Here is a 26,510-nt window from a genome sequence, read left to right as displayed (position 1 = left end):
CCGGTTGTGAGGAAAACCCTTACAGGTAAATAGGGTTGGTTATCAATGACCCGACCCGGCCGTGGACAAGCCCGATTTCCGCAGCCGGATCAACGCGCCAGGGATCGAACAAGCGCGTGGCGTGTCTGGGGATGATCGGCCGTGAACGAGGACAAGTCTCGTGGGCGGCGCGGCACCCGGCACCTTATCCAGAATCGATCCACAGCTTATCGGCCGCTTGTCCCGCCTCGCCCGTCCCGCCCGCCTCCGTGCCAGGAGCGGCCGGCACGCGGCAGGCGAGGCCGTCCCGCCGACACGCCCGCCGCTGGAGCCGGCGGACTTCCCGCTTTCAGAAGGAACCACGCATGGAATTCGACCCGGCCGGTGCGCCGAACCCGCGGCCCGCCCCACCGGAAATCGCCCAGCAAGGCGCCGATGCCGCGCTCGAGGCAGCCCGGCTGGCGCTGCCCACGGCTGCCGGCGCCACCGGCACGGCCGTGGTGCTGCTGGTGGACGACCAGCCGATCGTGCGCGAGGCGGTGCGCCAGGCCCTGGCCGGCGAGGACGGCATCGAGCTGCGCTACTGCCAGCACGCCGCGCAGGCGCTGGAGATCGCCCGCGACACGCATCCGACGCTGATCCTGCAGGACCTGGTGATGCCCGACATCGACGGGCTGACCCTGGTCCAGCACTACCGGCGCACGCCCGAGCTGCGCGACGTGCCGATCATCGTGCTGTCGACCAAGGAGGAGCCGCGCATCAAGCAGGCCGCCTTCGAGGCCGGCGCCAACGACTACCTCATCAAGCTGCCCGACCGCGTCGAGCTGGTGGCGCGGATCCGCTATCACTCGCGCGCCTACGTGAACCTGCTGCAGCTGAACACCGCCTACCGCGCGCTGCGGCAGTCGCAGCACGAGCTGCTGGCCGCCAATCGCGAACTCGAGCGGCTCTCGCAGTCGGACGGGCTCACCGCGCTGCCGAACCGGCGCTATCTCGACGCCTACCTCGACGGCGAATGGCGCAAGAGCCAGCGCGAGCAATCCGAGCTGTCGATGCTGATGATCGACGTCGACCGCTTCAAGCAATACAACGACACCTACGGCCATGTCGCCGGCGACGACGTGCTGCGCCAGGTGGGCGCCGCGCTGCAGCGCTGCATGAGCCGCCCGGGCGACCTGGCCGCGCGTTTCGGCGGCGAGGAGTTCGGCGTGGTGCTGCCGGGCACGCCGGCGGGCGGCGCCCGGCTGGTCGCCGAGAAGATCCGCCTCGAGGTGGCCGCCCTGCAGGTGCCGCACGCGGGCGGCATCGAGGGCGGCGTGGTCACCGTCAGCATCGGCGGGGCCTGCGTGATCGCCTCGCCCGAAGGCTCGACCACCTCGCTGATCAAGACCGCCGACGCGGCGCTCTACCAGGCCAAGCGCGGCGGTCGCAATCGCGCGGTGATCGCGGCCGACGCCTGAATCCGGTCGCGGCCGGGCCGCCGAGGCGCCCGGCCGAGATCGTTTCTCCTTCGATCACATCCGGTTTCGCCGCGCCGCATCGGCCCTTCCCGTCGAGCCCCCTGACACGGCCGGCTCGCCAAGCCCGCCGGTCGAATCGCTCAGGCCGCGACCAATTTCTGGCGCAAGGCCGTCACCGCCTGCGGCAGGCGCGGCCCGAAGCCGAGCAGGAACAGCGCATCGAGCGCGACCACGCGCGAGGCGCGGCCCGCCGGCGTCAGCGAAAAACCCGCCGATGACAGCAGCGCCTGCGCGCCGCCCGCCGCGCGCAGCGTGTCGTCGGTGGTCAGCACCACCTCGGGCTGCGCCGCCACCAGCGCCTCCGAGCTCAGCATCTTGTAGCCCTCCACGCCCTCGATCGCATTCGTGAAGCCGGCATAACGCAGCATCGCGTCGGCGGCGGTGCGCTGCCCGGCCACCATCGGCTGGCGCCCGGCCGGGTCCATCACGAACAGCACGCGGCGCGGCGCCGGCTTGGCGCCCGAGATCGCCTGCGCCCAGTCGCGATCGAAACGCGCCAGTTGCTCGCGGCCCGCCGCCTCGGCGCCGAGCACGCGCGCGATGCCGTCGAACTTGTCGCGCACCGAGCCCACGTCGTGATGCTCGGCGAACAGGTCGACGTCGATGCCGGTGCGACGCACCTGGTCCAGCGCCGAGGTCGGCCCCGCCTCGGCCGAGGCCAGCACCAGGTCGGGACGCAGCGCGAGCAGGCTCTCGGCCGACAGCGAGCGCTGGTAGCCGATCTTGGGCAGCGCGCGCGCCGGCGCCGGGAAGGTGCAGGTGGTGTCGGTGCCGACCAGCCGGTCGGCACGGCCGAGCGCGTAGACGATCTCGGCCAGCGCCCCGCCGATCACGACCACGCGATGCGGCTCGCTCGCCACCGCTGCGGCGCCGGCCGTGGCTCCGGTCGAGCCGCTTGTGGCCGCGGCAACCGCGGCCCCGGCGCTGCCGGCGGCCAGGCCGCTCGCACCCAGCGCGAACGCGCCCGCGCCGAGCAGCCAGCGGCGACGCCCCGCGTCGTGCCGCGCGCTCATGCCTGCACCTCGTCGTGACCGGCCGCCGGCGCGAGCCGCGCCAGCGCCTCGCGCCAGCCCGCCAGCTCCGGCGCGCCCGGCTTGCGCGCGCCGAACAGCATGGCGATGGTCTCGCCGCGTTCGTCGAACAACTCGACCGAGCTGACCACGCCGTCGCTGGTCGGCTTGCGCACTAGCCAAACGCTGTCGACCAGGTCGGTGCGCAGGTGCAGGTTGAAGTCGGGATCCATCACGTTGAGCCAGGGCCCCATCGGCACCAGGTTCGCCACCGGCCCGGTATGGATCTGGATCATCCCGGCATTGCCGACGAACACCATGATCGGCAGGCCGCTCGCGGCCACGTCGTCGAGCAGCGCGCGCAGCGCGCCGTCCTCCAGCCGCCGCGCGCGCAACTCGCCGGCCAGCCGCAGCGCCTGCAGGCGGCCCGCGCCGAACTTGCGCAGCATGCCGAAGAACTCGTGGGTGTCCTGCATCGCGTCCCAGGCGGCCCGGAAGCCGGCCACGTCGATTTCGTCGTCCTCCCGGCCGACTGCCGGCGCAGGCATCGGCACGACCGTCAGGCCCGCGGCCTGCGGCACCGCCGCGTGGCGCGTCACCAGCGCATCGAAGGCCGCGTGATCGCTGTCGGCACGCAGGTAGAGCTTGGTGATGGCGGTGCCCTGCGCGTCGAAGAACTGCAGGCTCTTGCGCTCGCCGCCCTGCTCGCTCGCCTCGCGCACCGCGAAGGCCGAGGCCCATTTGCCGTAGAAGATGCGCAGGTCGATCGCACTGCCGAGCGCGAGCCCGACTTGCCCGTCATGGCTCATCTTCTCGAACTGGCCGATCTTCTCGTGCACGGCCGCCTCGTTGCGGGTCAGCGTCATCACCGTGCCGAGCAGTGGGATCGCCTCGTAGAGCTCGACGAAGCGCGCATCGAGGCGCACCACGTGCTCGCCGACGAAGGCGGCCAGCGCCTCGCCCTCGCTCACGCCGAGCGTGGCGGCGGCATCGCGGTGGCGCAGCTTGCGCTCGGTGCGCAGCGTGGTGAAATCGCGCCGCAGCGCGGCCAGCGAGGCCGCGTCCTGGGTATACGAATGAGTGGCGGCCTGGGCGCCGGTGGTGGAGGCAGTGGTCATGATGCGGTGTCCTCGGTCATGAAAAAGCGGGAAGTCCTGGCCGGCCGATCAGAAATCGATCTTCATGCCGACGTTGAAATTGCGGCCCGGGGCCGTAAGGGCCGCGATGGTGGCGGCGCCGTCGCTGTCCTTCAGGCCGCGCACGTCGTTCCAGACCCAGTACTTGCGGTCGAACAGGTTGTTGATGCCGGCCGTCAGGCTGACGTGGCGCGAGAAGCGATAGCCCGCGTGCAGGTCGACGATGGTGAACGAGGGCGTGGAATAGAAGCTCGGATCCGACATGTCGGACTTGCTCTTGCGCGAGTTGTAGGTCAGGTCGACGCCCGCGAACCAGCGCTCGCCGCCGGTGTAGCGCAGCCCCAGCACCACCGCGAGCGGCGGCACCGTATCCAGCCCGGTGGTCACGCCGTCCTTGGTTTCGGTGCCGCGGATCCAGGCCAGGCCGCCCTTCACTTCCAGGCTGTCGTCGACCAGCCAGTCGGCCTTGGCTTCAAGGCCGTGAATCGAGGCCTTCGAGAAATTCACGTACTGCACCGTGTACGGATCGTTCGGCGAGCGCACGTTGCCGCCCACCACCTTGGTGTCGATGAAGTCGTTGTAGCGTCCAGCGAAGCCGGCCAGGCTGTAGTTCACGTGGCCCGCGCCGACGCCGAACTTGCCGCGCGTGCCGAGCTCGAAGGTATTGCTGGTTTCCGGCCGCAGGTTCGGGTTGCCGACCTGCTGGTAGAACAGGCCATAGGAGCCGGCCGGGTTGTAGTAGCTGTTGACCTGGTAGGCCGAGGGCGCGCGGAAGCCGCGTGCGTATTGCACATAGGGCACCAGCGCCGGCGTCACCTCGTAGAGCAGCGCCAGGCGCGGCGACACCGCGTTGTCGGTGAGGCCGGTGGTCGGCTTGGTCGAGGTGGCCGCGGCGGTGTTGTAGGTCGCGTCCGGGTGCGGCGTCATGCGGAACCAGTCGAAGCGCACGCCCGGCACGATGCTCAGGCGATCCCAGCGCGCCTCGTCCTGCAGGTAGGCGCCGAAGTTGGTCTGGGTAGTCTTCGGGAACACTTCCGGATAACCGTCGCCGCCTGGCACCCACTCGCCCGCCGCCGAGCTCGAGGTGCTGTAGTGCGAGACGCTGACGTCGAAGCCATAGGTGAGCTGGTGCCGCCAGGCGCCGGTGGCGAAGCGGCTGTCGGCCACCAGGTTGCCGCCCAGGATATTGTCGCGATAGTCGTTCACGCGCGAGCGGCTGGCCGCGACGCCCGTCGCGCTCAGGCCGCCGATGTCGAGCGTCTGGTGCGTCTGGGCATTTCGGTAGTAGACCGAAGCGTGCAGCTGCTGGAAATACGGGTTGCTGTCGTCGCGGTGATCGTAGTCGAGCTTGACGCGATTGCTCTGCACCTCGTTGTCGGTCACGTAGCGGTTCGCCGTGTAGTCGCGCGAACTGCGCCCACCCCATTGATAAGCGCCGCCGAGCTGGGACAGGCCATCGCTGGAATTGGTGTTGTCGAGCGTCTCGGCGGTCAGCTTCAGCGTGTCCTGGCTGCTGAGCCGGAACACGATCTTGCCCAGCGCGTTGCGATTGTTGTAGGTCAGCGGGTCCGGCTTCGAGCGGTTCGCGCCGAGCCCGCCCACCTCGCCCTGGTTGTCGGTCTCGTGGCCGTGGCGGCCGCTCAGCACCAGCATGCCCTGCACGCGCTCGCCGCCGAACGCGGCGGTCGCCGTCGAGCCCCAGCTGCGGTCGGTCGAATCGTAGCCGCCCTTGAGCGAGAAATAGGTTGGCTTGCGGTAGATCGCCAGCAGGTCCTTCGGGTCCTTGGTGACGAAGTTGACGGCGCCGGTCAGGCCGTCGCTGCCGTACAGCACCGAGGTCGGCCCGCGCAGCACCTCGATGCGCTCGTAGAGATCGGTGTTGAGATAGTCGCCGCGGCCCGCCGCGCCCGAGCCGAAGGCGAACGACTGCGGCAGCGGCATGCCGTCCTCGAGCATCAGCACGCGATTTCCCTCCAGGCCGCGGATATTGATGCCCTCGTTGCCGGCGCGCCCCGACGAGCCCGTGACGCCGCTCGGCCGATAGGCCTGGCGGCGCACCTCGACGCCTGGCTCGTACTTCAGCGCGTCCTTGATGTCGCGTGCGTTGTCGTCGTCGATGTCGTCGCTGGTGATCACCGATACCGAGGCGGCGGTGCGGCTCAACTGGGTGGTCCCCACGCGATTCGCGGTCACCGAGATCGCCTTGAGCGTCTCCTCGCGGCGCAGCGGCGACGAGGACGCGCCACCCTCTGCCTGACGCGACGGCCGAGCCGTCTCCACCGGATTGGGCTCGGCCATCGCCACGGCGCAAGTCTTCGCGAGCACGGCCGGCACGACGATCCTGACGAAACGACGTTTGAACTGCATCTGCTACTCCCCGTTTTGAGTGGTTCTCGATCGGCGGCCCCAACCCATATTCCAGGAGACTGCCGCGGGCGATTGTATCGTAAACGCGAATCATTACTATTTGCATTTGTAAGTTAGAACGCCGCAGCCGAAACCCGTGCCGGGCGAGGCTGGCGCGACGGCGATGCCACGTCGGAGATTGATCCGGACCCGCTTGTTCATACAGAATGCTTGCACCGCGCCGGTCCGAGGGGACATGCCGAACGGCGCGGGCTACCCATCACAACATCGGAGGCATGCATGAAGCACTGGATTCTCAAGCTGGCACTGACGGCCGGCATCGCGGGACTGGGCGCTGCCCTGGCCGGCTGCGGCGGCGCCGACACGCTGCAGCCCCAAGGCGCGGCGCCCAAGGTCATCATCGACAGCGACTACAACACCATGAGCGACGACGGCCAGCTCGGCGTGATGGCTGCCCAACTCCAGGCGCAAGGCCGCATCGAGGTACTCGGCATCTCGGTGGTGTCCGGCAATCAATGGCTCAAGCAAGGCGTGGCGGATGCGCTGAAGTCGGTCGAGCGGCTCGGCGTGGGCGACCGGATCGGCGTGTATGCCGGCGCCAACTACGCGCTGTCGCACGACTACGCGACCATCCAGCGCGAACTCGCGCAATCCCCGGGCGGCGACGGCTACCTGGGCGCCTGGAACACGCCCGAGCCGAAATCGGATGCAGACCTGGTCGCGCCGCCCGACGGCTTCGCCACGCATACCAAGTTGCAGGCCAAAAGCGCTGCCGACTTCATCGTCGACAGCGTCAAACAGAACCCGGGCCAGGTGACGATCCTCGCGATCGGGCCGCTCACCAATATCGCGCTCGCCACGCGCCAGCATCCCGAGATCGTGCCGCTAATCAAGCAGATCATCTACATGGGCGGGGCCATCGACGTGCCCGGCAACACCACGCCGAAGGCCGAGTTCAACTGGTGGTTCGATCCCGAGGCCGCGCGCGAGGTGCTGCGCCTGCCGATCAAGCAGGTGGTGGTGCCGCTCGACGTGACCGACACGGTGCGCATGGACAAGAGCGTCTATGACCGCATCACGCGCGATCCCGCCAGGCAGACCGTCGTCACGCAAATCTTCAAGCAGTTGAACGGTTATGGCTTCGACGGCAAGAACGGCTTCGAGACCAATCCCAACTACACCACCAATATCTGGGACACCCTGACCATCGCCTACCTGATGGACCCGAGCTTCGCGACCCAGACCGTCGACGAATGGGTGGACGTGGACACCAGCTTCGGCGCGAACGACGGCAAGTCGACCGGGTATGCCAGCAATCCGCCGCCGGGCCTGCAGAAGATGCGCATCGTGAAGCGCTTCGACAACGCGCGCTTCTTCGACTACTACGTCGACCTGCTGACGCGGCCGGTGCCGGTCAAACTGCCGAACTAGGCGATCCCGGGCCGCGCGGCGGGTCGGGATCCGCGCGGTTGACCCTGAAGTGGCTTCAGGGTGTTTACTACGTTCCTGCGATCCGCGGCGCGGCAACGGCTGCCCTGCCGCGGGCCCGCCCGGCGGGTGCGCCTCTCGCGCCATCGCGCTCTTTATCAAGGAGTACGGAATGAGCTTCTGGGGAAACAAGCGGCACGGCGGCCATCACGGCGGCGGACAGGGTCATGCGTCATCGACGGGGTCGGGGCATCATCGCGGCGAGCGGCAGCCACCTTCGCCCGCCGCTTCGCCGGCGCCGTCCTCGCTACCTTCGGCGGCCGATTCCGTGGCCTGCCCGCGATGCCGCGCGCCCAGCCCGCGTGGCGCGCGGTTCTGCAGCCAATGCGCGGCGGCCCTGCCGGCGGCGGCCTGCTCGCAATGCCGGAATACGCTGCCGGCCGGCGCGCGGTTCTGCCCGCAATGCGCGGCGCCCGCCGCCTGAGCGCGCCATGACCCCCGCCGCCAAACTCGCCCTGCTGACGCTGCCGCCCATCGTGGCGGCCTGCCTCGGCGCGCTGGTCGCCGCGCTGCGGCCGCCCCGCCCGGCCACCTCGAGCCTGATCCAGCACTTCACCGCCGGCATCGTGTTCTCGGCCGCCGCGCTCGAACTGCTGCCCAAGGACCGCACCTACGCCAGCCTGCCCGTGGTGGTCGGCTTCGCGCTGGGGCTCGGCCTGATGCTGGCGATCCGTGCGCTGTCGCGGGTGGTCGAGACCCGGCTCGAGACGACGCGCCTGCCGGTCAGCCTGATCATCGTCACCGCCATCGACCTGCTGATCGACGGCCTGGTGCTCGGCATCGCCTTCTCGGCCGGCGACCAGACAGGGCTGATCCTGACCGTCGCGCTGACGCTGGAAGTGCTGTTCCTCGCGCTCTCGGTCAGCGCGGCACTCGCCGCGGCCGGCATCGGGCGCACGCTGGCGATCGCGATCCCGATGGCGATGTCGGCGCTGCTGAGCCTGGCGGCGGTGGTCGGCAATGCCGTGTTCTCGGGGCTGCCGCCCACGCCTTACGCGGCCCTCCTCGGGCTCGGCACGGTCGCGCTGCTGTACCTGGTCACCGAGGAACTGCTCACCGAGGCGCATGAGGTGCCCGACACGCCGCTGGCGACAGCGGCGTTCTTCGTCGGCTTCGTGGTGTTCTTTTTGCTGGAGGGGGCGGTGGGCGGATGAAACCGCGCCGGAAATGAAGAAAGCCGGCACAAGGCCGGCTTTCTGGTGATTCGTTGGTGGAGAGGAGGAGGATCGAACTCCCGACCTTCGCATTGCGAACGCGACGCTCTCCCAGCTGAGCTACCCCCCCCCAACATCCGTCGATCATACACAAGCCGCGACGAGGATGGCAAGCCGCCCCCAAAAAAGTTTTTCGCGGGCGACTCGGGCTGTCTCGCGGGGGATCTTTATCACCCCTCGCCGCCCGCGGTTCAGGACGGCGAGCCTGCCAGCACCCATTTGACGACGGCCTTCACGTCGGCGTCGCTCATGCCGGGATGGGCCGGCATTGGGATCACGCCCCACACGCCCGAGCCGCCGTCGCGGACCTTCTTCTCGAGCTTGGCGGTCGCGCCCGGATCGTTCTTGTAGCGCGCGGCCACGTCCTTGAACGAGGGCCCCACCAGCTTGCGGTCGACCGCGTGGCAGCCCATGCAGGCGTTGGCGCGCGCCACGCGCAGGCCGTCGTCGGCCGCGCGCGCGGCAGGCGCCGCCGCCAGGCCCGCGCCCAGCAGCACCGCCATCGCGGCGAAGGCCGCGGCGCGGCGGATCGTGACACCACCGCTCATTGCGACCCCGCCTTCGGATTGCCCGGATGCACGTTCGGCGAGGCCGAAACCGGCGCCGGCGACTGCAGCGGCGTGGCGGTCACGCTCGAATCGGGCACCGCGCCCACCGTCGGACCGACGTCGACGGCCGGCGCCGGCTGCGACACGCTGGCGTCGCTCGCAGGCGCGCTGGCGTTGGACAGGCCCGGCGCGTCGGCCGGCTTGATGTACTGGAACACCTTCACCACCTGCACCACACCCGGCACGCGGCTCGCGACATCGGCGCCACGGCTGCCCTCGTCGACCGTCACCAGGCCCAGCAGATAGACGTTGCCGCGCTCGCAGACCACCTTGAAGTCGTTCGCCGAAATACCCTTCTCGGCGATCAGCGCGGTCTTCACGCGGCCTTCGAGATAGGAATCGTTGGTGCGATCGGACAGCGTGGCGGCCGGCTGGATCGCCAATTCGTTGACGATCGCGTTGACGTTGTTGATGGCGCGCACGATCTCCTCGGCACGCTGCTTCGAGGCGTCGTTCGGCACCTCGCCGGTCAGCAGCACGCGCCGGTTGAACACCGTCACGTTGACGTGCGCCTCGTCCGGCAGGCCGCTCTTGATCTGCGAGGCCGCCTTGATCTGGATCTCGCGATCCTCGGTCTGCGCGCCCAGCGTGCGGCGATCGGTGGCGATCAGCGCGCCGCCGCCGGCCGCCGCGCCGGCGAAGGCCAGCACGCAGCCCTGCAGGCTGGCGGCCAGGCCGGCCGACAAGGCGATCATCAGGGTGGTTCTCACAAGCGTCGGTCCGACGCGGCTCGGTGTCATCGACAAGCTCTCCTTGGAATCAGTCCTCGCCCAGCAGCATCGCGTCGATGCCGTCGCAGAGGCAATGGATGGTCAGCAGATGGACTTCCTGGATGCGCAACGCCCGGTCGGACGGCACGCCGATATGGATATCGGTATCGGACAGCGCGGCGGCCAGCTCGCCGCCCTTGCCCGTCAGCGCGATCACGGTGATCTCGCGCTCGCGTGCCTCGGCGGCCGCGGCCAGCGCGCGCGGCGTGTCGCCGGCGGGATCGATCACCACCAGCACGTCGCCGGTCTGGCCGAGCGCGCGCAGTTGCTGCGCGAAGATCTGGTCGGCCGCCTCGCCGCCCGCCAGCGGGCCGGCACGGCTCGCGTCGGTGGCCAGCGCGAGGCCCGGCAGGCTCGGCCGCTCGCGCTCGAAACCGCCGACCAGCGCATTGGCGAGCCGCTCGGCCATGGCGGCCGAAGGGCCGTCGCCGCAGGCGAGAATCTTGTTGCCGTTCGCGAGCGCCATGAACATCGCGTCGACGGCGGCCGCGATCGGCAACGACAGCGCGTCGAGCACCTCGAGCGCAAGCGTGGCGTTGTCGCGGATATGTTGCTGAATACGTTCGACTGACATCGATTCCTATCGAGTTGAAACCCGGAGCGGAGCCTGGCGTGAAACGCGCACCGAGCGCCGCACGGTAGCGTGGGTGCGGCGAGTTTACCGTACTCCGCGGCCATCACCGCCGGGTCCCTTACATCTCGACACAACAAGCGCGCGCGCCGCACGCGCTAGATGTCGTCGGCGCGGAACGCGTCGCGCAGCCAGACCAGCCGCCCGGCCTCGAAGGCGATCACGTCGAAGCGGCACGCGCAATGGCCGCCGAAGCGCGCCCACACCAGGCGCGCGGCCTGCACCAGGCGCCGCCGCTTGTGCAGGCCGATGCTCGCCAGCGCGCCGCCGTGGCGCGTCTGCCGGCGCGCGCGCACCTCGACGAACACCAGGCTGCCGTCGCGCTCGCGCATCAGCAGGTCGAGCTCGCCGCCGCGCACCACCAGGTTGGCGGCCACGAAGGCCAGCCCCTGCCGCTCCAGGAAGCGCCGCGCCTGCTGCTCGAAGCGCTCGCCGACGCGTTTCGACCCACCCCGCGCGGAAAAGTTGTCGGCCTCGCCAGCGGCGGCCTCTTCGCGCAACGCTTCGCCATCGCCCGCCGCGCCGCGCGAAGCCGTGTCACCCGCATGGCACAATGCGGGCCTTGTTCCGCCCGCCGCGCGCCGTCGCGCCCTCTCCGTCATGACTGCCCTCCCCGATCTCGCGCAATCGCAGCACTATCCCGCCGGCACGCTCTACGTGGTCGCGACGCCGATCGGCAACGCGGCCGACATCACGCTGCGCGCGCTGCACGTGCTCGCGCTGGCCGACCGCATCGCCGCCGAGGACACGCGCAACACCGGCCAGCTGCTGTCGCGCTACGGCATCTCCAAGCCGCTGTTGGCCGTGCACGAGCACAACGAGCGCGAGGCGGCGGGGCGCATCGTCGAGCTGCTGCTGGCCGGCGAGCGGATCGCCTATGTTTCCGACGCGGGCACGCCCGGCATCTCGGACCCCGGCGCCAAGCTGGTGGACGCGGTGCGCGCCGCCGCGCTGCCGGTGGTGCCGCTGCCCGGCGCGAACGCGGCCGCCACCGCCGTGAGCATCGCCGGCGACTGGGCCGGCCCCTTCACCTTCGCGGGCTTCCTGCCGCCCAAGCCCAAGCAGCGCGCCGCCGCGCTCGAACCGCTCAAGGCCCATCCCTACGCGCTGGTGTTCTACGAGGCGCCGCATCGCATCGTCGAGACCGTCGAGGCGCTCGCCCAGGCCTTCGGCGGCGAGCGGCGCCTGCTGATCGGCCGCGAACTGACGAAATTACATGAGGACGTGTTCGTCGGCACCCTGGCCGAAGGGCCAGCCTGGCTGGCCGGCGACAGCAACCGCCAGCGCGGCGAGTTCGCGATCGTGGTGGAAGGCGCGAGCGCGCCGCAAGGCGAGGACGATCCGGCCGCGCACGATGCGCTGCTCAGGCTGCTGCTGTCGGAGGTGCCGGTGAAGGGGGCGGCGAAGCTGGCCGCGGCGCTGACGGGCGCGTCGCGCAACACGCTGTATGCGCGCGCGCTCGAACTGAAGGAAGAGGCGGAAGGAGACTGACGCGGCGGGGCCGGCGGCCGGCCGCTGGCGACGCCGCCCGGAAAGCAGCAAGCGGCGTGAACCCGTCACGCCGCTCGTGTCGCCGCACGGCGGTTGGTCCGGCTGGCCAGCCGGATGCCGCGCGAATGAAGCTCAGTGCGTCTGCGAAGCCGAGGCGACCATCTCGTCGCGCGCGACCTTCGCCTGCTCGGGCGACAGCCCGACGATCTTGACGCTGCCGGTGCCCGCATGGACCAGGCCGATGATCTTGGCCGCCGCGTACGAGAGATCGAGCACGCGGCCGCGCTTGAACGGGCCGCGGTCGTTGATCTTCACCACCACCGACTTGCCGTTGCTCTGGTTGATCACCTTCACGTAGGACGACAGCGGCAGGGTGCGATGCGCGGCGGTCAGCTCGTTCATGTCGAAGCGTTCGCCGTTGGCGGTGCGCCGGCCATGGAAGGCGCGGCCGTACCACGAGGCCTTGCCGCTCTGGCGGAAATCGGACACGTCGGCCGCGTCGATCGGCTTCGCATCGGCCAGCGAGGCGCGCTTGGCGTCCTGCGAGTCGGTGGTCGGCATGGTCGCCAGCGCCGAGTCGAACTGCTTGCCGTCGCCATCGTCGGCGGCGTTCGCCGCGCTCGCGGCGGACGTGCGCAGCGCGTCCCTGGCCGGATTGGACTGGTTGGCCGCCTGGTCGTTGGCGGCATTGGGCGGCATCGCGCATCCGGTGAGCGCGGCCATCATCACTACTGGGCCGAGTTGCCTCGGCAATCGAAATTTCATCGACGTGTCGCCTATAGGTGCGGGCCGCGACTGCTGGAAAATGCGGCCCGGACGGATATGCGCGCACGCCCCTGCTCATTGCGAGCAGATGGCTTGCACTGGTGCGGCTGTCGTACTGCCGCGACCGTCCTGATTAGCTTTCACGTCTGGCGCAACCTGTCCCCGGCAGCCTGACCAGACCCCAAATGTCGCCATCGAACCGGCTGACCGGTTCGCGCGCCCTCCCGATCGGCGGGACGCAGGAACGGCGACATAGGCCTCATCCGGCATGCGACAGCATGGCCGCGGCGGGTGCGCGTGGCGCCCGGCCGGACAAGACGTGAGTACCGATGAATCGGCACTGGATGCGCCGCCGGTAGGCCGGCGGCTAGTGCATTGACGGCGTGTCGGCCCGCTTTTGCGGTGCCTTTGCGCCTGCTAGAACGCGTGGTGGAACCACGCACAATGGGCCGCATTATACAGAAATGAAAATGGTGTCCCGCAAAACGGCCTGTCCCCTTGATTGATTCTCCCTATGATGCAATCCCGGGTACGGCCGCTGCGGGACGCCCGGCGGGCGCGGCGGCGGCCCCGCGCCGCGGCCGTCCGGCCGGCTCGCCCCGAGGCACGCGCGGGCGGACGAGCCAGTACAATCGAGCCTTTACTCCCAGCCGAGCCGCCTCCCCGCCGCCATGAAAGTCACGCTGATACCCGTCACCCCGTTCCAGCAGAATTGTTCGCTGATCGTCTGCGAACAGACGGGGCGCGCCGCCGTCGTCGATCCGGGCGGCGATCTCGAGCTGATCCGCGGCGAGGTCGAGCGGCAGCAGGCCAAGGTCGAGAAGGTGCTGATCACGCACGGCCACCTCGACCACTGCGCCGGCGCCAAGGCCCTGGCCGAGCACTACGGCGTGCCGATCGAAGGGCCGCACGAGGAGGAACGCTTCTGGATCGACCAGCTACCGGCGCAAAGCCAGCGCTTCGGCTTCGGCGGCACGGCCGAGGCCTTCGAGCCGGCGCGCTGGCTCGGCGACGGCGACACCGTCACGGTCGGCGCGGAAACGCTGGAGGTCTATCACTGCCCGGGCCACACGCCGGGCCACGTGGTGTTCTTCAGCCGCGAGCACCGGCTGGCGATCGTCGGCGATGTGCTGTTCGCGGGCTCGATCGGCCGCACCGACTTCCCGCGCGGCAACCACGAGGACCTGCTGCGCTCGATCCGCGAGAAACTCTGGCCGCTCGGCGACGACGTCACCTTCGTGCCGGGCCACGGCCCGGTGTCGACCTTCGGCGACGAGCGCGAGAGCAATCCCTTCGTGGCGGACCGGAGGTTCGGATGAGCGGCGAGATCTACGTCAGCACCGACGTCGAGGCCGACGGCCCGATCCCCGGCCCGCACTCGATGCTCAGCTTCGCCTCGGCCGCCTATACCGAGGACAAGCAACTGATCGCGACCTTCTCGGCCAACCTGGAGACGCTGCCCGGCGCGGCCGCGCACCCGGTGCAGGAAGCCTGGTGGAAGACCCAGCCCGAGGCCTGGGCGGCCTGCCGCCAGGACCTGCAGGCGCCCGAGGCGGCGCTGGTGGCCTATGTGGACTGGGTCGAGGCGCTGCCCGGCAAGCCGGTGTTCGTGGCGATGCCGGCCGGCTTCGATTTCACCTTCATGTTCTGGTACATGATGCGTTTCGCGGGACGCTGCCCGTTCTCGTGGTCCGCGCTCGACATCAAGACGCTGGCCTTCGCGCTGACCGGCCTGCCCTACCGCAAGGCGATCAAGCCGCGCTTCCCGAAGCACTGGTTCGACGATCATCCGCACACGCATGTCGCGCTCGACGACGCGATCGAGCAGGGCGCGCTGTTCTGCAACATGCTGGCCGAGTTGCGCCAGCGGCAGGCCGCCTTCGAGGCGGCAGGCGGCCGCGCAGCGGCGTCCGGCGACGCGGCAGCGGCGGGAGCAAGCTGACGCGCCGGTCAGGTGGCGCGGCACGAGACAGCAGAAAATTCCCGCGCCGCCCGCCACGCCTAGCGAATCCGCCTCATTTAGCCGGCATCATTGCAGGACTTTTTCCGCACCTCTAACATGTGGGCGTTCCAGCCGCCCTCCCGGAGATGCCGGTGATACTCGATTCCTTCTCGCAAAAGATCCTGCGCCTGCTGCAGCTCGACGCGCGCCGCTCGGTGCAGGAGATCTCCGACCAGGTCGGCCTGTCGAGCACGCCCTGCTGGCGGCGCATCAAGGACATGGAGCAATCGGGCGTGATCCAGCGCTACACCGCGCTGCTCGATCGCGAGAAGCTCGGCCTGCACGTCTGCGCGCTGGCCCACGTGCACCTGACGCGCCACAACGAGGGCGGCGTCGAGCAGTTCGAGCGCGAGATCGCGACCTGCCCCGAGGTGACCGAGTGCTACAGCACCACCGGCGAGGCCGACTACATCCTCAAGATCGTGGCGCCCGACATCAAGGCCTATGATGTGTTCCTGCACGAGCGGATCTTCAAGATCCCGGCCGTCTCGCAGGTGCGGACCAGCGTGGTGCTGCGCGAAATCAAGTTCGACACGCAACTGCCGCTGTGAGGCGGCGGGCGCCGGCCATCAACGCCGGCGCCGCGTTCACGGCGCTCAGGCCGCCGGCGGCCGCTCCATCCCAGTCGCCCCGCCCGACTCTGCCGCTTCGCCGGGCGGCACCCACTCGATACCGACGCGTTTCACCCCCAGCCGCTCCCGCAACGCGGCCGCATCGACCGCCTGCCCCGGCGCAGATCCCGGCGCGGCCAGCGTGATATCGACCTCGAGCCCGCCGCTCAGGTAGTGCAGCCGCACGGCCGCCGCGCGCAGGCCGAGTTCGGCCAGCGCCGCGTCGAGCCTGGCCACGATCTCGTCGCGCGGCGGCAGCGCCAGCGCGGAACGGCGCCAGAGCGCGTCGTGCTCGGGATCGACATGGATCAGCGCATCCACCACGCGCGGATCCTCGAGCACGCGGGCGCGCGCCGTTTCCGCGATGAAGTGCCCTTCCGAGACCGAGATCATCGGATCGACCAGGATGTGCGCGTCGACCACCGCGGCATCGCCCATCTTGCGGGTGCGCAGCTCGTGCACCTCGCGCACGCCGGGCGTGGCGGCCAGCCGCGCGCGGATTTCGTCGGCCGCGCGCGCGTCGAGCGCGCGATCGGACAGGTCCTGCAGGGCGTTCCAGCCGAAACTCCAGCCCATGCGCGCGACCATGAAGCCGACGATCGCGGCCGCGATCGGATCCAGCAGCTTGATCCCCGCCAGGCTGCCGACGATGCCGATCGCCACCACCAGCGAGGAAGCCGCGTCGGAGCGCGCATGCCAGGCGTTCGCCACCAGCAGGGCCGAGCGCACGCGGCGCGCCTCGCGCAGCATGTAGCGGAACAGCGCCTCCTTCGAGATCACCACCAGCACCGCCACCGGCAGCGCGATCACGTGCACCGCCGGGATCGCGTCGAGGTCGACCAGCCGATCGCCGGCGCGCCACAACATGCCGATCCCGACCATGATCAGGATCGCGCCGAGCAACAGCGAAGCGACCGTTTCGTATCGGCTATGGCCGTAATTGTGATCGGCATCCGGCTGCGCGCCGCTATGCCGATTGGCAATCAATACGATGAAATCGGAAACCAGATCGGATAAGGAATGGACGCCATCGGCAATCAATGCCTGCGAATGCGCAATAGAGCCGATAGCCATCTGTAATGTGGCCAGCACCACATTCAGTGCAATGCTGACACCCGTGGTCTTGCGCGCCACGGCATGTTTTTCGTGATCGGGAACGTCGACGGTAAATGTGGACATGGATTACCGCTGGAAGCCGCAATTCTGAGATTCTATCAAGGCAGCCGGCCGGCCCCTTGGCGATGCCTGAAAAAACACGGCAAATCAGGTGCTTATGGATGACGCCCAGCGACCATGGCGGCAATGAGACCGATTAGGCTCGGCACGATACGGCCCCGGTTGTCTAGATAACTAAACAAAAGGCCACCCATCTCGCCGACGAGATGAATGGCCTTCATTTTTCCGGGAGACGGCTCGGGTTTAAGCCGCCTTCGGGATTCAGATCGCGAATTGATCGCGATTCTTGCCGGCAATCCAGCGCGGCGGCTTGCCGCGACCCGACCACGTCGCGCCCGATTCCGGATCGCGGTACTTCGCGGCGACACCGGCACGGGCACGGCCGGCCTTGGCCGCCTTGGCACCCTTCAGACCGAGTTCGGCCAGCGAGAAGCCGTAATCGGAGATCTTCTGTTTCACGTCGTTGAGGACCGCGGCATATTCACTCGCCTTGGCTTCCTCGATTTGCTTCTCCAGCTTTTCCCGCTGTGCGAGAAGGTCCTTGTAAGAAGACATATATTCCCTTTTCTCTGACTAAACGGAACCGGTCTGTGCCGGCTGAACCATTTTCACGTAACGATGCCTCGGATTATGGAGGCAGAGATTAGCACAAAAAACAATGCGGGGAATCGTCCGCAACGCAAATAAATGTTCCGGATTGTGATTAATCATCAAGGAACTTGAAGCTTGAACGGCAATTCAATTACCGCTTAAATGATTGACACAATCGATTAGGCAGAATTTGTTCATATATTCATGCTCTCAGGACGCGCAACGGCCGGCATGCCGAACATTTGAAAGTTTTCATGCTGCGACAACTTCGACCCGATTTCAGACAAATCCTAATGCACCGAAAAAGTGCATCGATTCGATCGACGATATCGGAAAGCCGACAGAATTGTCTATCGACGCAGCCCGAAATTCGTCGAAATCTCGCGCAAGGCCGACTCCAGCGCCGTGAAGTCATGCGCCGCTTCGCCGAAATTCGTCCGTCGCAACTGTCCCGCGATTCGCCAATCCGCGCCGAAACGATCGACGCCGAGCAGACAAATCGCCTCGTGATTGCCGCCGGGATATGACGCCCACAGCGCCTGTTCCTCCTCGAAGGACAGCGGCGTCAGCGCATTGAGCTCCGCCGACTCGACCCAGCCCATGCGGCCGAAACCGCCGATGAAGCGCAGGCGTTCGATCTCGAGCACGCGCAGGCTGAAATCGCCGAGCGCGAGATACCGGGCCGCATCGGGGTGGTAACGCTGGTAGCGGGCGGCGAGATGGGCATCCTCCCCGGCCGCCGTGAAGCGGCCGAGCAGGGTCATGCGCTGCGCCTCGAGCACCGCCGCGGCCGGTGCCGCCGCGTCGTTCGCCGCCTCGTGCGCCGCCTCGTGCGCCGAAGTATCGGCCGGCGCGAGCGGCGCGACCGCCACCGGCGGCGCCTCGTCGGCGACCAGGAAACCCGCGCGCGGATCGGCATCGAGATTGCGCGTGTGCTCGGCCAGCGCGCTGACCAGGATCACCGGCCGGTGCCGCGCATCGGTCGCGTACGGCACCGCGCTCGGATAGGGAAAACCGGCCGGCTCGCGCGCATGCGTCGCCAGCGTGGCGACCTGCCGGCGGTGCAGCAGGTGGATCGGCAATTCGGCGGGGATGTGCAAGGCAGGCTCCTTCCTGGCTCCGGGGGACGCCCGGCCGAGAGCGCCGGGCACGACGCTCCGTTAGAATCGGGCGCTTGCGCGCATTGTCGCCCAGGCCCGCCGGCCGCGGGCGCCGCGCGCCTCCGATTCCAAACCGATCCGCGCGAGCGGCGGGTGCGTCCCGCCGCGCCGCGCGTTGCCGAGCTCACCGTGTCCGACCATTCTCCCCAGTTGCCGCCGCTGCCCGCCGCCCACCGCGACCTGTCCTCGGGCGATCGCCGGCGCGCGCGCCTGGCGACCATGGCCCTGTTCTTCATCGCCGGCATGATGTATGCGTCCTGGGGCGTGCACGTGCCCACCGTGCGCGACCGCTTCGCGCTGAGCCCGGCCCTGCTCTCGCTGGCCCTGCTGGCGGTGGCGGTCGGCTCGATCGTGGCGATGACCACCAATGCGAAATGGATCGCCCGGGTCGGCACGCGCACCGCCTGCCTGGCCGGCGGCATCGGCATGTCGGTGTTCGGCGCGCTGATCCTGGTGGCGCCGAGCTACGCGCTGCTGATCGTGGTGCTGATGCTGTTCGGCTTCAGCATGGCCACCCTCGACGTGGCGATGAACGCCGAGGCCAGCGCGGTCGAGATCGCCTTCGGCCGGCCGATCATCTCGATGCTTCACGGCATGTTCAGCATCGGCGGCCTGGCCGGCGCCGCGCTCGGCGGCATCGCGCTGTCGGCCGGCATGGCGCCGAGCCTGCACCTCGCGCTGGCCTCGCTGCTGTGCGCGGTGATCCTGGTGATCGCCTGCCCGGCCGTGCTGCCGCATGTGCCGCACGCCGAGTCCGGGCACGGCCGCTCGGGCAACCGCTGGCGCTCGCCGACGCTGTGGATGCTCGGCGCGATCGCGCTGGTCTCGCTGATCGCCGAAGGCGCGATGTACGACTGGGCCACCGTCTACATGCGCGACGTGGTGGCCGCCTCGCCGGCCTTCGCGAGCGCCGCCTACGCGGCCTTCTCGGGCGGCATGGCCGCCGGCCGCTTCGCCGGCGACTTCGTGCGCGCCCGCTTCGGCGCGCCGCAACTGGTGTTCGCCAGCGCCAGCTTCGCCTGCGTGGGGATGCTCGGCGCGCTGCTGCTGCCCGAGCCGGTGCCGGCCCTGGTCGGCTTCACGATGATGGGCCTGGGCCTGGCCAACATGATGCCGCTGCTGTTCGCGGCGGCCGCGCGGGTGGCCGGCATCTCGCCGGCCGAGGGCCTCGCGCACGTGGCGGGCCTCGCCTACTTCGGGCTGATGTTCGGGCCGGTGGTGATCGGCGCGGTCGCGCAGGCCGCGGGGCTGCCGGTCGGGCTCGGCATCGTCGCGCTGTGCGCGGCGATCGTCGCCGTCGCGGCGCCCAAGGTGATGCTGCGGCTGAAGGTCTGAACCGTTCCGGGCCGCCCTGGCGGCGGCGCCAAAAGAAAGGGCGCCCGTCTCTCGACGGGCGCCCTTTACCCCCTCTGCGGCCGCAGCTTACATCTGAACCTGGTCAAGGAAGGTCTTCTTGCCGCCCTTGTAGTCGTACAGCGAGATCACGCCGTGCTTCAGGTCACCCTTCGAATCGAACACGGTCTCGCCGATCACGCCCTTGTAGTCGGTGCTCGGCATTTGCGCCAGGATCTTGGCCGGATCGACCGAGTTCGCGCGCTTCATCGCATCGACGATGATGTACACGGCGTCATAGGTGAACGGCGAGTAGATCTGGATCGGCTGACCGAAACGCTTCTGGTACTTGGCCTGGAATTCCGAGCCGCCCGGCATCTTCTCGAGGGCCGCGCCGGCCTGCGAGCAGATCACGTTCGACGAGGCATCGCCCGCCAGGTCAGAAAGCTGCTCGGTACACACGCCGTCGCCGGCCAGCACCTTGGCGCGCAGGCCGAGCTGCTTGGCCTGCTTGGCGAACGGGCCGCCGGTGGCGTCCATGCCGCCGTACATGATCGCGTCCGGGTTTTCACCCTTGATCTTGGTCAGGATCGCGCGGAAGTCGACCGCCTTGTCGTTGGTCGCGTCGTGCGAGAGCACCTTCAGGCCGAGCGCCTTGGCCTTCTTCTCGAACTCGTTGGCCAGGCCCTGGCCATAAGCGGTCGAATCGTCGACCACCGCCACCGACTTGAAGCCCTTCGACTGCGCGTAGTTGGCCAGTGCCGGGCCTTGCTGCGCATCGGTCGCGACCACCCGGTAGGCGGTCTTGAAGCCTTGCTGCGTGTAGGCCGGGTTGGTGGCCGACGGCGAGATCTGGACGATGCCGGCATCGCTGTAGATCTTCGAGGCCGGGATCGTGGTACCCGAGTTCAGGTGGCCCACCACGGCGACGACCTTGTCGTCGACCAGCTTCTGGGCAACCTGGGTGGCGGTACGCGGGTCGGCCGCGTCGTCCTGGGCATCGAGCTGGAGCGTGATCTTCTGGCCGCCGATCGTCAGGCCCTTCGCGTTGATTTCCTCGACCGCGAGACGGGCACCGTTTTCATTGTCCTTGCCGAGGTGGGCGATACCGCCCGTCAACGGCGCGACGTGGCCGATCTTCACGACCTGGTCGGCCGATGCGTTCGTCGCGAACGCCGCAAACACCATCACCGCCGCGCTGATCGGCAACAGCTTTTGCATCTTGATATTCATGGAAGTCTCCAGTTTCGATCCAAAAAATGCCATCGCCGGTTCCCCGCTCCATCCCCGGTGTCTTCCACCACTGGAGTTTCGCCGGCCGCATCTGTCATGCACGTGGCTGCAAGCACCCGAGGCATCCGCTTGTAGCGGGCGTCTCACCGTACTTGCGCGCAAGTGTAGGTGATCAAATTAATTTGTGGGATCTTTTTGGAATAGTGGGAGCACTACCGATGTCGCGGCCATGCGACAGTCTGTATGGGATTACGGAAACCCTTGGTGGTTAAGGGTTTCCGCTAATTCATTCTGGATGACGAAGGGTTGTTTTATTCACGGGATTAATGGCCGGATGATGTTGCGGATCAATGACTTCGGCCGGAAACAATTCACTGCCGTGCAGCACCGGGCCAGCCCGCGCAATCACGGGCGCGGGACTCAAGGCAGCTTCGCGAAGCACGTGCGCGCTTCGCGCCATTCGTCGTCGAGCGCCTCGACCAGCGCCGCCGCGCGCAGGCCCTGGCCGCGCCGCCGACCCAGCGGGCCGCCCTGGCCCGACCACAGCGACAGGTAATCCGCATCGCCCGCGCGGCCGGCCGCCTGCCGCAATTCCTGGGTCAGCGCGTTCTGCACCGGATACGGCGCAATCGTTTCCGCCTGCGCGGACAGCGTCGAAATCATCGCATTGCGGATGCCGCGCGCATGACGGCCCGAGATCGCGTCGGTGACGACCGTCGCGGTGTCATCGGCCCTGGCCAGTTGCTCGCGCCACGGCTGCGAGATCCCGCTTTCCGCGCAGGCCAGGAAGGCCGTGCCCAGCTGCGCGGCCTGCGCGCCCAGGGCGATCGCCGCGGCGATGCCGCGTCCGTCCATGATGCCGCCCGCGGCCAGCACCGGCAGCCCGGTCGCGTCGATCAACTGCGGCACCAGCGCCATGGTGCCGATCAGCGCGTCCTCGGCGCGGCCGATGAAGGTACCGCGATGGCCGCCCGCTTCGGCGCCCTGCGCGCAGATCGCGTCGGCGCCGGCATCGCGCCAGGCGATGCCCTCGGCCACGTGGGTGGCCGTGCCGATCACGTAGCAGCCGGCCGCGTGCAGGCGCTGCACCTGGGCCGCGCTCAACACGCCGAAGGTGAAGCTCGCGATCGGCACGCGCGCGGCGACCAGCACCTCGAGCTGGGCCTCGGCATCGGGCGCGTAGCGCGCCAGCGGCGCGCCGGGAGCCAGGCCGAAGCGCGCGCGCAGCGGATCGATCGCCGACAGCGCGCGACGCACCGTGGCCTCGTCGGGACGCGCCTCGTCGAGCACGAACAGGTTCACCGCGAAGGCGCGCGCAGTGGCCGCGCGGATCGTCTCGATCTCGGCGGCGAGCCGCTCGGGCGCGAGGCCGGCGCCGCCGAGGCTGCCGAGCGCGCCGGCGTTCGAGACCGCGGCCACCATCGCGGCGGGGCTCGCGCCCAGCATCGGCGCCTGCACCAGCGGCAGGCGCAGGCCGAAACGTTCGGCGAAGGAAACGGCGGACGGCGAGGCAGGGGACATGGCAGGGCTCCGGGGAAGGCGCGGCCGGGGCACGCGAGGCGCGCGAGGTCGATGGGTTCGACTTCGACTCTAGCGAAGCCGGAACGCGCCGGATAATGAAACCTCGTGATCGCTGCTATCCGGAAAAGTGAGAGCAGGATGCCCGCGCGGCGCGGCCGCATCGCGCCCAAACCTACAAGCGCCTGACGCACTGCAGCGAAGCGCGAACGATGGCACACTGACGCCGCCCTTTTCACCGTGGCCGCGCCATCGTCGCGCGCGCCCGCCATCTGGAGAACAGCATGAGTTCGCAATGGATCGACATCCCCGCCGGCCAGGAATCATTTGGCGGCTACCTCGCACTGCCCAAGGGCGGCAAGGGCCCGGCCGTGGTCATCATTCAGGAGATCTTCGGCGTGAACGGCCATATCCGCTCGGTCGCCGACCAGTACGCGGCCGACGGCTACGTGGCGCTCGCGCCGGACGTGTTCTGGCGCACCCAGCCGCGTGTCGAGCTCGGTTATGAAGGCGCCGACCGCGACAAGGGCATCGAGCTGCTGCAGAAGACCGACGTGCACCAGGCCGCGGCCGACATCGCCGCGGCGGCGGCCGCGCTGCGCGCGCGTCCCGAGGTCGAGGGCAAGGTGGCCGGGATCGGCTACTGCTTCGGCGGCCGGCTCGCCTACCTGGCGGCCGCCTCCGGCGCGTTCGACGTGGCGGTGGCCTATTACGGCGGCGGCATCCAGAACCACCTGGACGTGGCCAACCACATCACCCAGCCGATCCTGTTCCACTATGCCGGGCTCGATCACGGCATCACGCCCGAGCACGTCGAGCAGGTGAAGGCCGCCTTCGCGGGCCGCCCGAACGCCGCCGTGCATCTCTATCCCGAGGCCGACCACGGCTTCAACTGCAACGTGCGCGCCTCCTACGACCAGCGCGCCGCCGCGCTCGCGCACGGCCGCACCCTGCAGTTCCTCGCCGAGAACCTGTAAGCGGGCAGCCCTGCCTCCCGTCATGCTTCGACGGGGCGCGGACGAAAAAAAAACGGACCGGAAACGGTCCGTTTTTCGTTTGCCGGCAGCCCGGGCAAGGAGCCGCCCGCCGCCCGCGTTCAGCTCGACAGCCCGAGCCGTTCGCAGACCACGCGCGTGGGCGTGGCCAGGTTGAGCGTGTAGAAATGCAGCCCCGGCACGCCCTGCTTGATCAGCCGGTCGCACATCGCGGTGATCACGTCGGCGCCGAAGGCGCGGATCGATTCGCGATCGTCGCCGAAGCTCTCCAGCCGGCGCGCGATCCAGCGCGGCACTTCGGCCCCGCACATCTCGGAGAAGCGCATCAGCTGCGAGTAGTTCGTGATCGGCATGATGCCGGGCACGATCGGCACCTCGACGCCGAGCCGCGCGGCATCGTCGACGAAACGGAAATACGCGTCCGCGTTGAAGAAGTACTGCGTGATCGCCGAGTTCGCGCCGGCCTTCACCTTGTCGGCGAAGTGCTGGAGGTCCTGCTTCGGCGAACGCGACTGCGGATGGTATTCCGGGTAGGCGGCCACTTCCAGGTGGAACCAGTCGCCATGCTCGGCGCGGATGAAACGCACCAGGTCGCAGGCGTAACGCAGCTCGCCGACCTCGCCCATGCCCGAGGGCAGGTCGCCGCGCAGCGCCACGATCTGGCGGATGCCGTGCGAGCGGTACTGGTCCAGGATCGCGCGCAGGTTGTCCTTCGACGAGCCGATGCACGACAGGTGCGGGGCGGCTGACAGGCCGTCCTTCTGCATGTCGAGCACGGTGTCGAGCGTGCCTTGCTGCGTCGAGCCGCCGGCGCCGAAGGTCACGGAGACGAACTTCGGCTTGAGCGGCAACAGTTGCGCGCGCGTGGCACGCAGCTTGTCGGCGCCCTCCGCCGTCTTCGGCGGGAAGAATTCCAGGGAGAGTTCGATCGGTTTCATGATTCGGGAGGGATCCCCGTCAGCCCAGGTTGCGCTGGCCGAAGATCAGGGCGGACAGGAGCCACGACACGATGCTGTACAGGATCGACCCGAAGAACGCCGACCAGAATCCCGATACCTCGAAGCCCTTGAGCAGCGAGGACGCGAACCAGAAGCAGAGCGCGTTGACCACCAGGATGAAAAGGCCGAGCGTGACGATCGTCACCGGCAGGGTCAGCAGGATCAGCACCGGCCGGATGACGGTGTTGATCAGGCCGAGCACCACCGCGATGATGAGCGCCGTCCCGAAGCTCTTGATGTGGATCGAGGGCACCAGGTAGGTGATGATCAGCAGCGCGAGGGCATTGATGATCCAGGTCAGGATGACGGTCATGTGAAGGGCTCCTAATGCAAAAAAACCGGGCCGCTCGACGCGACCCGGTCGGGCCGCGCATGCGGCCGGCGCGATGCGCGGCGCGCCGGCCCCGAAACCGCCAGGGGGCGCGGCGCGCTACGCCCGTGCCCGGCGCGAGGCCGGGCGCGGGATCAGTAACGGTAGTGGTTCGGCTTGAACGGACCGTCCTGCGACACGCCGATGTACGAGGCCTGCTCGGCCGACAGCACCGTCAGGTTGGCGCCGATGCGGGCCAGGTGCAGGCGCGCGACCTTCTCGTCGAGGTGCTTGGGCAGCACGTAGACCTTGTTCTCGTACTGCTCGCCGCGCACGAACAGTTCGATCTGCGCGAGCGTCTGGTTGGCGAACGAGTTCGACATCACGAAGGACGGGTGGCCCGTCGCGCAGCCGAGGTTGACCAGGCGGCCTTCGGCCAGCAGGATCACGCGCTTGCCGTCCGGGAAGATGATGTGGTCGACTTGCGGCTTGATGTTTTCCCACTGGTACTGGCGTGTCGACGCGATGTCGATTTCCGAGTCGAAGTGGCCGATGTTGCAGACGATCGCGTTGTGGCGCATCGCCTTCATGTGGTCGTGGTTGATCACGTGGAAGTTGCCGGTGGCCGTGACGAAGATGTCGGCCTTGTCGGCCGCGTATTCCATCGTCACCACGCGGTAGCCTTCCATCGCCGCCTGCAGCGCGCAGATCGGATCGATTTCGGTGACCCACACGGTCGCGCCCAGGCCGCGCAGCGACTGCGCGCAGCCCTTGCCCACGTCGCCGTAGCCGGCCACCACCGCGATCTTGCCGGCGATCATCACGTCGGTGGCGCGCTTGATGCCGTCCACCAGCGATTCACGGCAGCCGTACAGGTTGTCGAACTTCGACTTGGTGACCGAGTCGTTGACGTTGAAGGCCGGGAACGGCAGGCGGCCGTCCTTTTCCATCTGGTACAGGCGATGCACACCGGTGGTGGTTTCCTCCGTCACGCCCTTGATGTGCGACAGGCGCTTCGAGTACCACTGCGGATCGATGTCCAGGTGAGCGGCGATCGACTTGTAGAGCGCCACTTCTTCCTCGTTGGTCGGCTTGCCGATCACCGAGCGGTCCTTCTCGGCCTTCGAGCCGAGGATCAGCAGCAGGGTCGCGTCGCCGCCGTCGTCGAGGATCATGTTGGCGAACTCGCCGTTCGGCCATTCGAAGATGCGGTGCGAGTATTCCCAGTATTCGTCGAGCGTCTCGCCCTTGTAGGCGAACACCGGCGTGCCGGCTTCGACGATCGCGGCGGCCGCGTGGTCCTGGGTCGAGAAGATGTTGCACGAGGCCCAGCGCACGTCGGCGCCGAGCGCCTTGAGCGTCTCGATCAGCACGCCCGTCTGGATCGTCATGTGCAGCGAGCCGGCGATGCGCGCGCCCTTGAGCGGCTGCGCTGCCTTGTATTCGTCGCGGATCTGCATCAGGCCGGGCATTTCGGTCTCGGCGATGGTCAGTTCCTTGCGGCCCCAGGCAGCCAGTGCCAGGTCGGCGACGAGGTAGTCCTGCGAGGCTTTCGAGTCGATAACGGCGTTCATCACGCCCTCCTTTCTTGGTCAAAGATTGGTG

Annotated in this window: 26 protein-coding genes and 1 tRNA gene; 10 read left to right on the top strand and 17 right to left on the bottom strand. The window is 68.5% G+C overall.

The genetic code is table 11. The features are described from left to right. Positions 1-344: 344 nt before the first annotated feature. Complete coding sequence (locus tag BM43_RS24880; protein ID WP_036048544.1) at positions 345-1,439, top strand: diguanylate cyclase domain-containing protein; 1,095 nt, start codon at positions 345-347, stop codon at positions 1,437-1,439. Between the two features lie 140 nt (positions 1,440-1,579). Here BM43_RS24880 and BM43_RS24875 read toward each other — a convergent pair whose 3' ends face one another. From BM43_RS24875 to BM43_RS24865, 3 genes are read right to left on the bottom strand one after another with little or no spacing between them, the layout of a single operon-like run. Continuing rightward, positions 1,580-2,512: a heme/hemin ABC transporter substrate-binding protein gene (locus tag BM43_RS24875; protein WP_080742257.1), complete on the bottom strand. Its 933-nt coding sequence runs from the start codon at positions 2,510-2,512 to the stop codon at positions 1,580-1,582. After that, positions 2,509-3,627, bottom strand: coding sequence for a hemin-degrading factor (locus BM43_RS24870; RefSeq protein ID WP_036048546.1), 1,119 nt, complete (start codon positions 3,625-3,627; stop codon positions 2,509-2,511). Before BM43_RS24870 ends, BM43_RS24875 begins: the two co-directional genes overlap by 4 nt. Before the next feature lie 48 nt (positions 3,628-3,675). After that, positions 3,676-6,012 (bottom strand): TonB-dependent hemoglobin/transferrin/lactoferrin family receptor, encoded by a 2,337-nt coding sequence (locus BM43_RS24865; RefSeq protein ID WP_036048548.1) that lies wholly within the window; start codon positions 6,010-6,012, stop codon positions 3,676-3,678. A gap of 279 nt (positions 6,013-6,291) precedes the next feature. Here BM43_RS24865 and BM43_RS24860 point away from each other — a divergent pair, with 279 nt between their 5' ends. The 3 genes from BM43_RS24860 to BM43_RS24855 all read left to right on the top strand — a co-directional run bounded on the left by BM43_RS24860 (position 6,292) and on the right by BM43_RS24855 (position 8,654). Beyond that, the gene (locus tag BM43_RS24860; RefSeq protein WP_036048550.1) at positions 6,292-7,443 is read left to right on the top strand and encodes a nucleoside hydrolase; all 1,152 of its coding nucleotides are present in this window, start codon (positions 6,292-6,294) and stop codon (positions 7,441-7,443) included. A 169-nt stretch (positions 7,444-7,612) separates the two neighbouring features. Then, complete coding sequence (locus BM43_RS39400) at positions 7,613-7,924, top strand: double zinc ribbon domain-containing protein (RefSeq protein WP_080562282.1); 312 nt, start codon at positions 7,613-7,615, stop codon at positions 7,922-7,924. A gap of 7 nt (positions 7,925-7,931) precedes the next feature. Further along, positions 7,932-8,654 (top strand): ZIP family metal transporter, encoded by a 723-nt coding sequence (locus tag BM43_RS24855; RefSeq protein ID WP_036048552.1) that lies wholly within the window; start codon positions 7,932-7,934, stop codon positions 8,652-8,654. Between the two features lie 54 nt (positions 8,655-8,708). On the opposite strand, the gene BM43_RS24850 is transcribed toward BM43_RS24855, so the two are convergent. The 5 genes from BM43_RS24850 to BM43_RS24830 form a co-directional block, all read right to left on the bottom strand. Further along, positions 8,709-8,784 (bottom strand) — tRNA-Ala (locus BM43_RS24850). A gap of 121 nt (positions 8,785-8,905) precedes the next feature. Beyond that, entirely contained in the window at positions 8,906-9,262 is a 357-nt protein-coding gene (locus BM43_RS24845) for a c-type cytochrome (RefSeq protein ID WP_036048554.1), read from the bottom strand. After that, entirely contained in the window at positions 9,259-10,062 is an 804-nt protein-coding gene (locus BM43_RS24840; protein WP_036048556.1) for a BON domain-containing protein, read from the bottom strand. The genes BM43_RS24845 and BM43_RS24840 overlap by 4 nt, the downstream gene beginning before the upstream one ends. A gap of 19 nt (positions 10,063-10,081) precedes the next feature. Continuing rightward, a complete protein-coding gene (locus BM43_RS24835; protein ID WP_025101380.1) occupies positions 10,082-10,666 on the bottom strand; it encodes an SIS domain-containing protein in 585 nt (194 codons plus the stop codon). Between the two features lie 155 nt (positions 10,667-10,821). Further along, positions 10,822-11,325 (bottom strand): YraN family protein, encoded by a 504-nt coding sequence (locus BM43_RS24830; protein WP_063769166.1) that lies wholly within the window; start codon positions 11,323-11,325, stop codon positions 10,822-10,824. Between BM43_RS24830 and rsmI the strand changes: the two genes are divergently transcribed. Then, positions 11,324-12,214, top strand: coding sequence for a 16S rRNA (cytidine(1402)-2'-O)-methyltransferase (rsmI, locus tag BM43_RS24825; RefSeq protein WP_025101382.1), 891 nt, complete (start codon positions 11,324-11,326; stop codon positions 12,212-12,214). The two genes, BM43_RS24830 and rsmI, sit on opposite strands and share 2 nt — an antisense overlap. 132 nt (positions 12,215-12,346) lie before the next feature. Here rsmI and BM43_RS24820 read toward each other — a convergent pair whose 3' ends face one another. After that, a complete protein-coding gene (locus BM43_RS24820) occupies positions 12,347-12,979 on the bottom strand; it encodes a septal ring lytic transglycosylase RlpA family protein (RefSeq protein ID WP_013696305.1) in 633 nt (210 codons plus the stop codon). A 671-nt stretch (positions 12,980-13,650) separates the two neighbouring features. Between BM43_RS24820 and BM43_RS24815 the strand changes: the two genes are divergently transcribed. From BM43_RS24815 to BM43_RS24805, 3 genes are all read left to right on the top strand, one after another. Beyond that, positions 13,651-14,298: an MBL fold metallo-hydrolase gene (locus tag BM43_RS24815; RefSeq protein ID WP_025101384.1), complete on the top strand. Its 648-nt coding sequence runs from the start codon at positions 13,651-13,653 to the stop codon at positions 14,296-14,298. Beyond that, positions 14,295-14,921 carry a 3'-5' exonuclease family protein gene (locus BM43_RS24810; RefSeq protein WP_036048561.1) on the top strand — a complete coding sequence of 209 codons (627 nt, stop codon included), beginning with the start codon at positions 14,295-14,297 and terminating at the stop codon, positions 14,919-14,921. Before BM43_RS24815 ends, BM43_RS24810 begins: the two co-directional genes overlap by 4 nt. 152 nt (positions 14,922-15,073) lie before the next feature. Next, positions 15,074-15,532, top strand: a complete 459-nt coding sequence (locus BM43_RS24805) for an Lrp/AsnC family transcriptional regulator (RefSeq protein WP_025101386.1) — start codon at positions 15,074-15,076, stop codon at positions 15,530-15,532. A 45-nt stretch (positions 15,533-15,577) separates the two neighbouring features. On the opposite strand, the gene BM43_RS24800 is transcribed toward BM43_RS24805, so the two are convergent. From BM43_RS24800 to BM43_RS24790, 3 genes are all read right to left on the bottom strand, one after another. Then, positions 15,578-16,771 (bottom strand): cation diffusion facilitator family transporter, encoded by a 1,194-nt coding sequence (locus BM43_RS24800; RefSeq protein ID WP_036048563.1) that lies wholly within the window; start codon positions 16,769-16,771, stop codon positions 15,578-15,580. Between the two features lie 258 nt (positions 16,772-17,029). Next, entirely contained in the window at positions 17,030-17,323 is a 294-nt protein-coding gene (locus tag BM43_RS24795) for an H-NS histone family protein (protein WP_013696300.1), read from the bottom strand. A 386-nt stretch (positions 17,324-17,709) separates the two neighbouring features. Continuing rightward, complete coding sequence (locus BM43_RS24790) at positions 17,710-18,459, bottom strand: HugZ family pyridoxamine 5'-phosphate oxidase (RefSeq protein ID WP_036048565.1); 750 nt, start codon at positions 18,457-18,459, stop codon at positions 17,710-17,712. A gap of 189 nt (positions 18,460-18,648) precedes the next feature. Here BM43_RS24790 and BM43_RS24785 point away from each other — a divergent pair, with 189 nt between their 5' ends. Further along, complete coding sequence (locus BM43_RS24785) at positions 18,649-19,854, top strand: MFS transporter (RefSeq protein ID WP_036052893.1); 1,206 nt, start codon at positions 18,649-18,651, stop codon at positions 19,852-19,854. Positions 19,855-19,941: 87 nt separating this feature from the next. Here the strand turns inward: BM43_RS24785 and BM43_RS24780 are convergent, their stop codons facing one another. Next, positions 19,942-21,084, bottom strand: coding sequence for a branched-chain amino acid ABC transporter substrate-binding protein (locus BM43_RS24780; RefSeq protein WP_036038260.1), 1,143 nt, complete (start codon positions 21,082-21,084; stop codon positions 19,942-19,944). A 420-nt stretch (positions 21,085-21,504) separates the two neighbouring features. Continuing rightward, the gene (locus BM43_RS24775) at positions 21,505-22,605 is read right to left on the bottom strand and encodes an NAD(P)H-dependent flavin oxidoreductase (RefSeq protein WP_036048567.1); all 1,101 of its coding nucleotides are present in this window, start codon (positions 22,603-22,605) and stop codon (positions 21,505-21,507) included. A 281-nt stretch (positions 22,606-22,886) separates the two neighbouring features. Here BM43_RS24775 and BM43_RS24770 point away from each other — a divergent pair, with 281 nt between their 5' ends. Continuing rightward, positions 22,887-23,579, top strand: coding sequence for a dienelactone hydrolase family protein (locus tag BM43_RS24770; protein ID WP_036048569.1), 693 nt, complete (start codon positions 22,887-22,889; stop codon positions 23,577-23,579). 119 nt (positions 23,580-23,698) lie between these two features. On the opposite strand, the gene metF is transcribed toward BM43_RS24770, so the two are convergent. From metF to ahcY, 3 genes are all read right to left on the bottom strand, one after another. Continuing rightward, complete coding sequence (gene metF, locus BM43_RS24765) at positions 23,699-24,535, bottom strand: methylenetetrahydrofolate reductase [NAD(P)H] (RefSeq protein WP_036048571.1); 837 nt, start codon at positions 24,533-24,535, stop codon at positions 23,699-23,701. Between the two features lie 19 nt (positions 24,536-24,554). Next, on the bottom strand, positions 24,555-24,908 hold the full coding sequence (locus BM43_RS24760; protein WP_036048574.1) for a phage holin family protein: 354 nt from the start codon (positions 24,906-24,908) through the stop codon (positions 24,555-24,557). Between the two features lie 152 nt (positions 24,909-25,060). Then, complete coding sequence (gene ahcY, locus BM43_RS24755; protein WP_036038256.1) at positions 25,061-26,479, bottom strand: adenosylhomocysteinase; 1,419 nt, start codon at positions 26,477-26,479, stop codon at positions 25,061-25,063. Positions 26,480-26,510: the final 31 nt, after the last annotated feature.

The sequence above is a fragment of the Burkholderia gladioli genome (assembly GCF_000959725.1).
GTDB lineage: Bacteria > Pseudomonadota > Gammaproteobacteria > Burkholderiales > Burkholderiaceae > Burkholderia > Burkholderia gladioli.
This window is presented reverse-complemented; position numbering and strand designations above follow the sequence as displayed.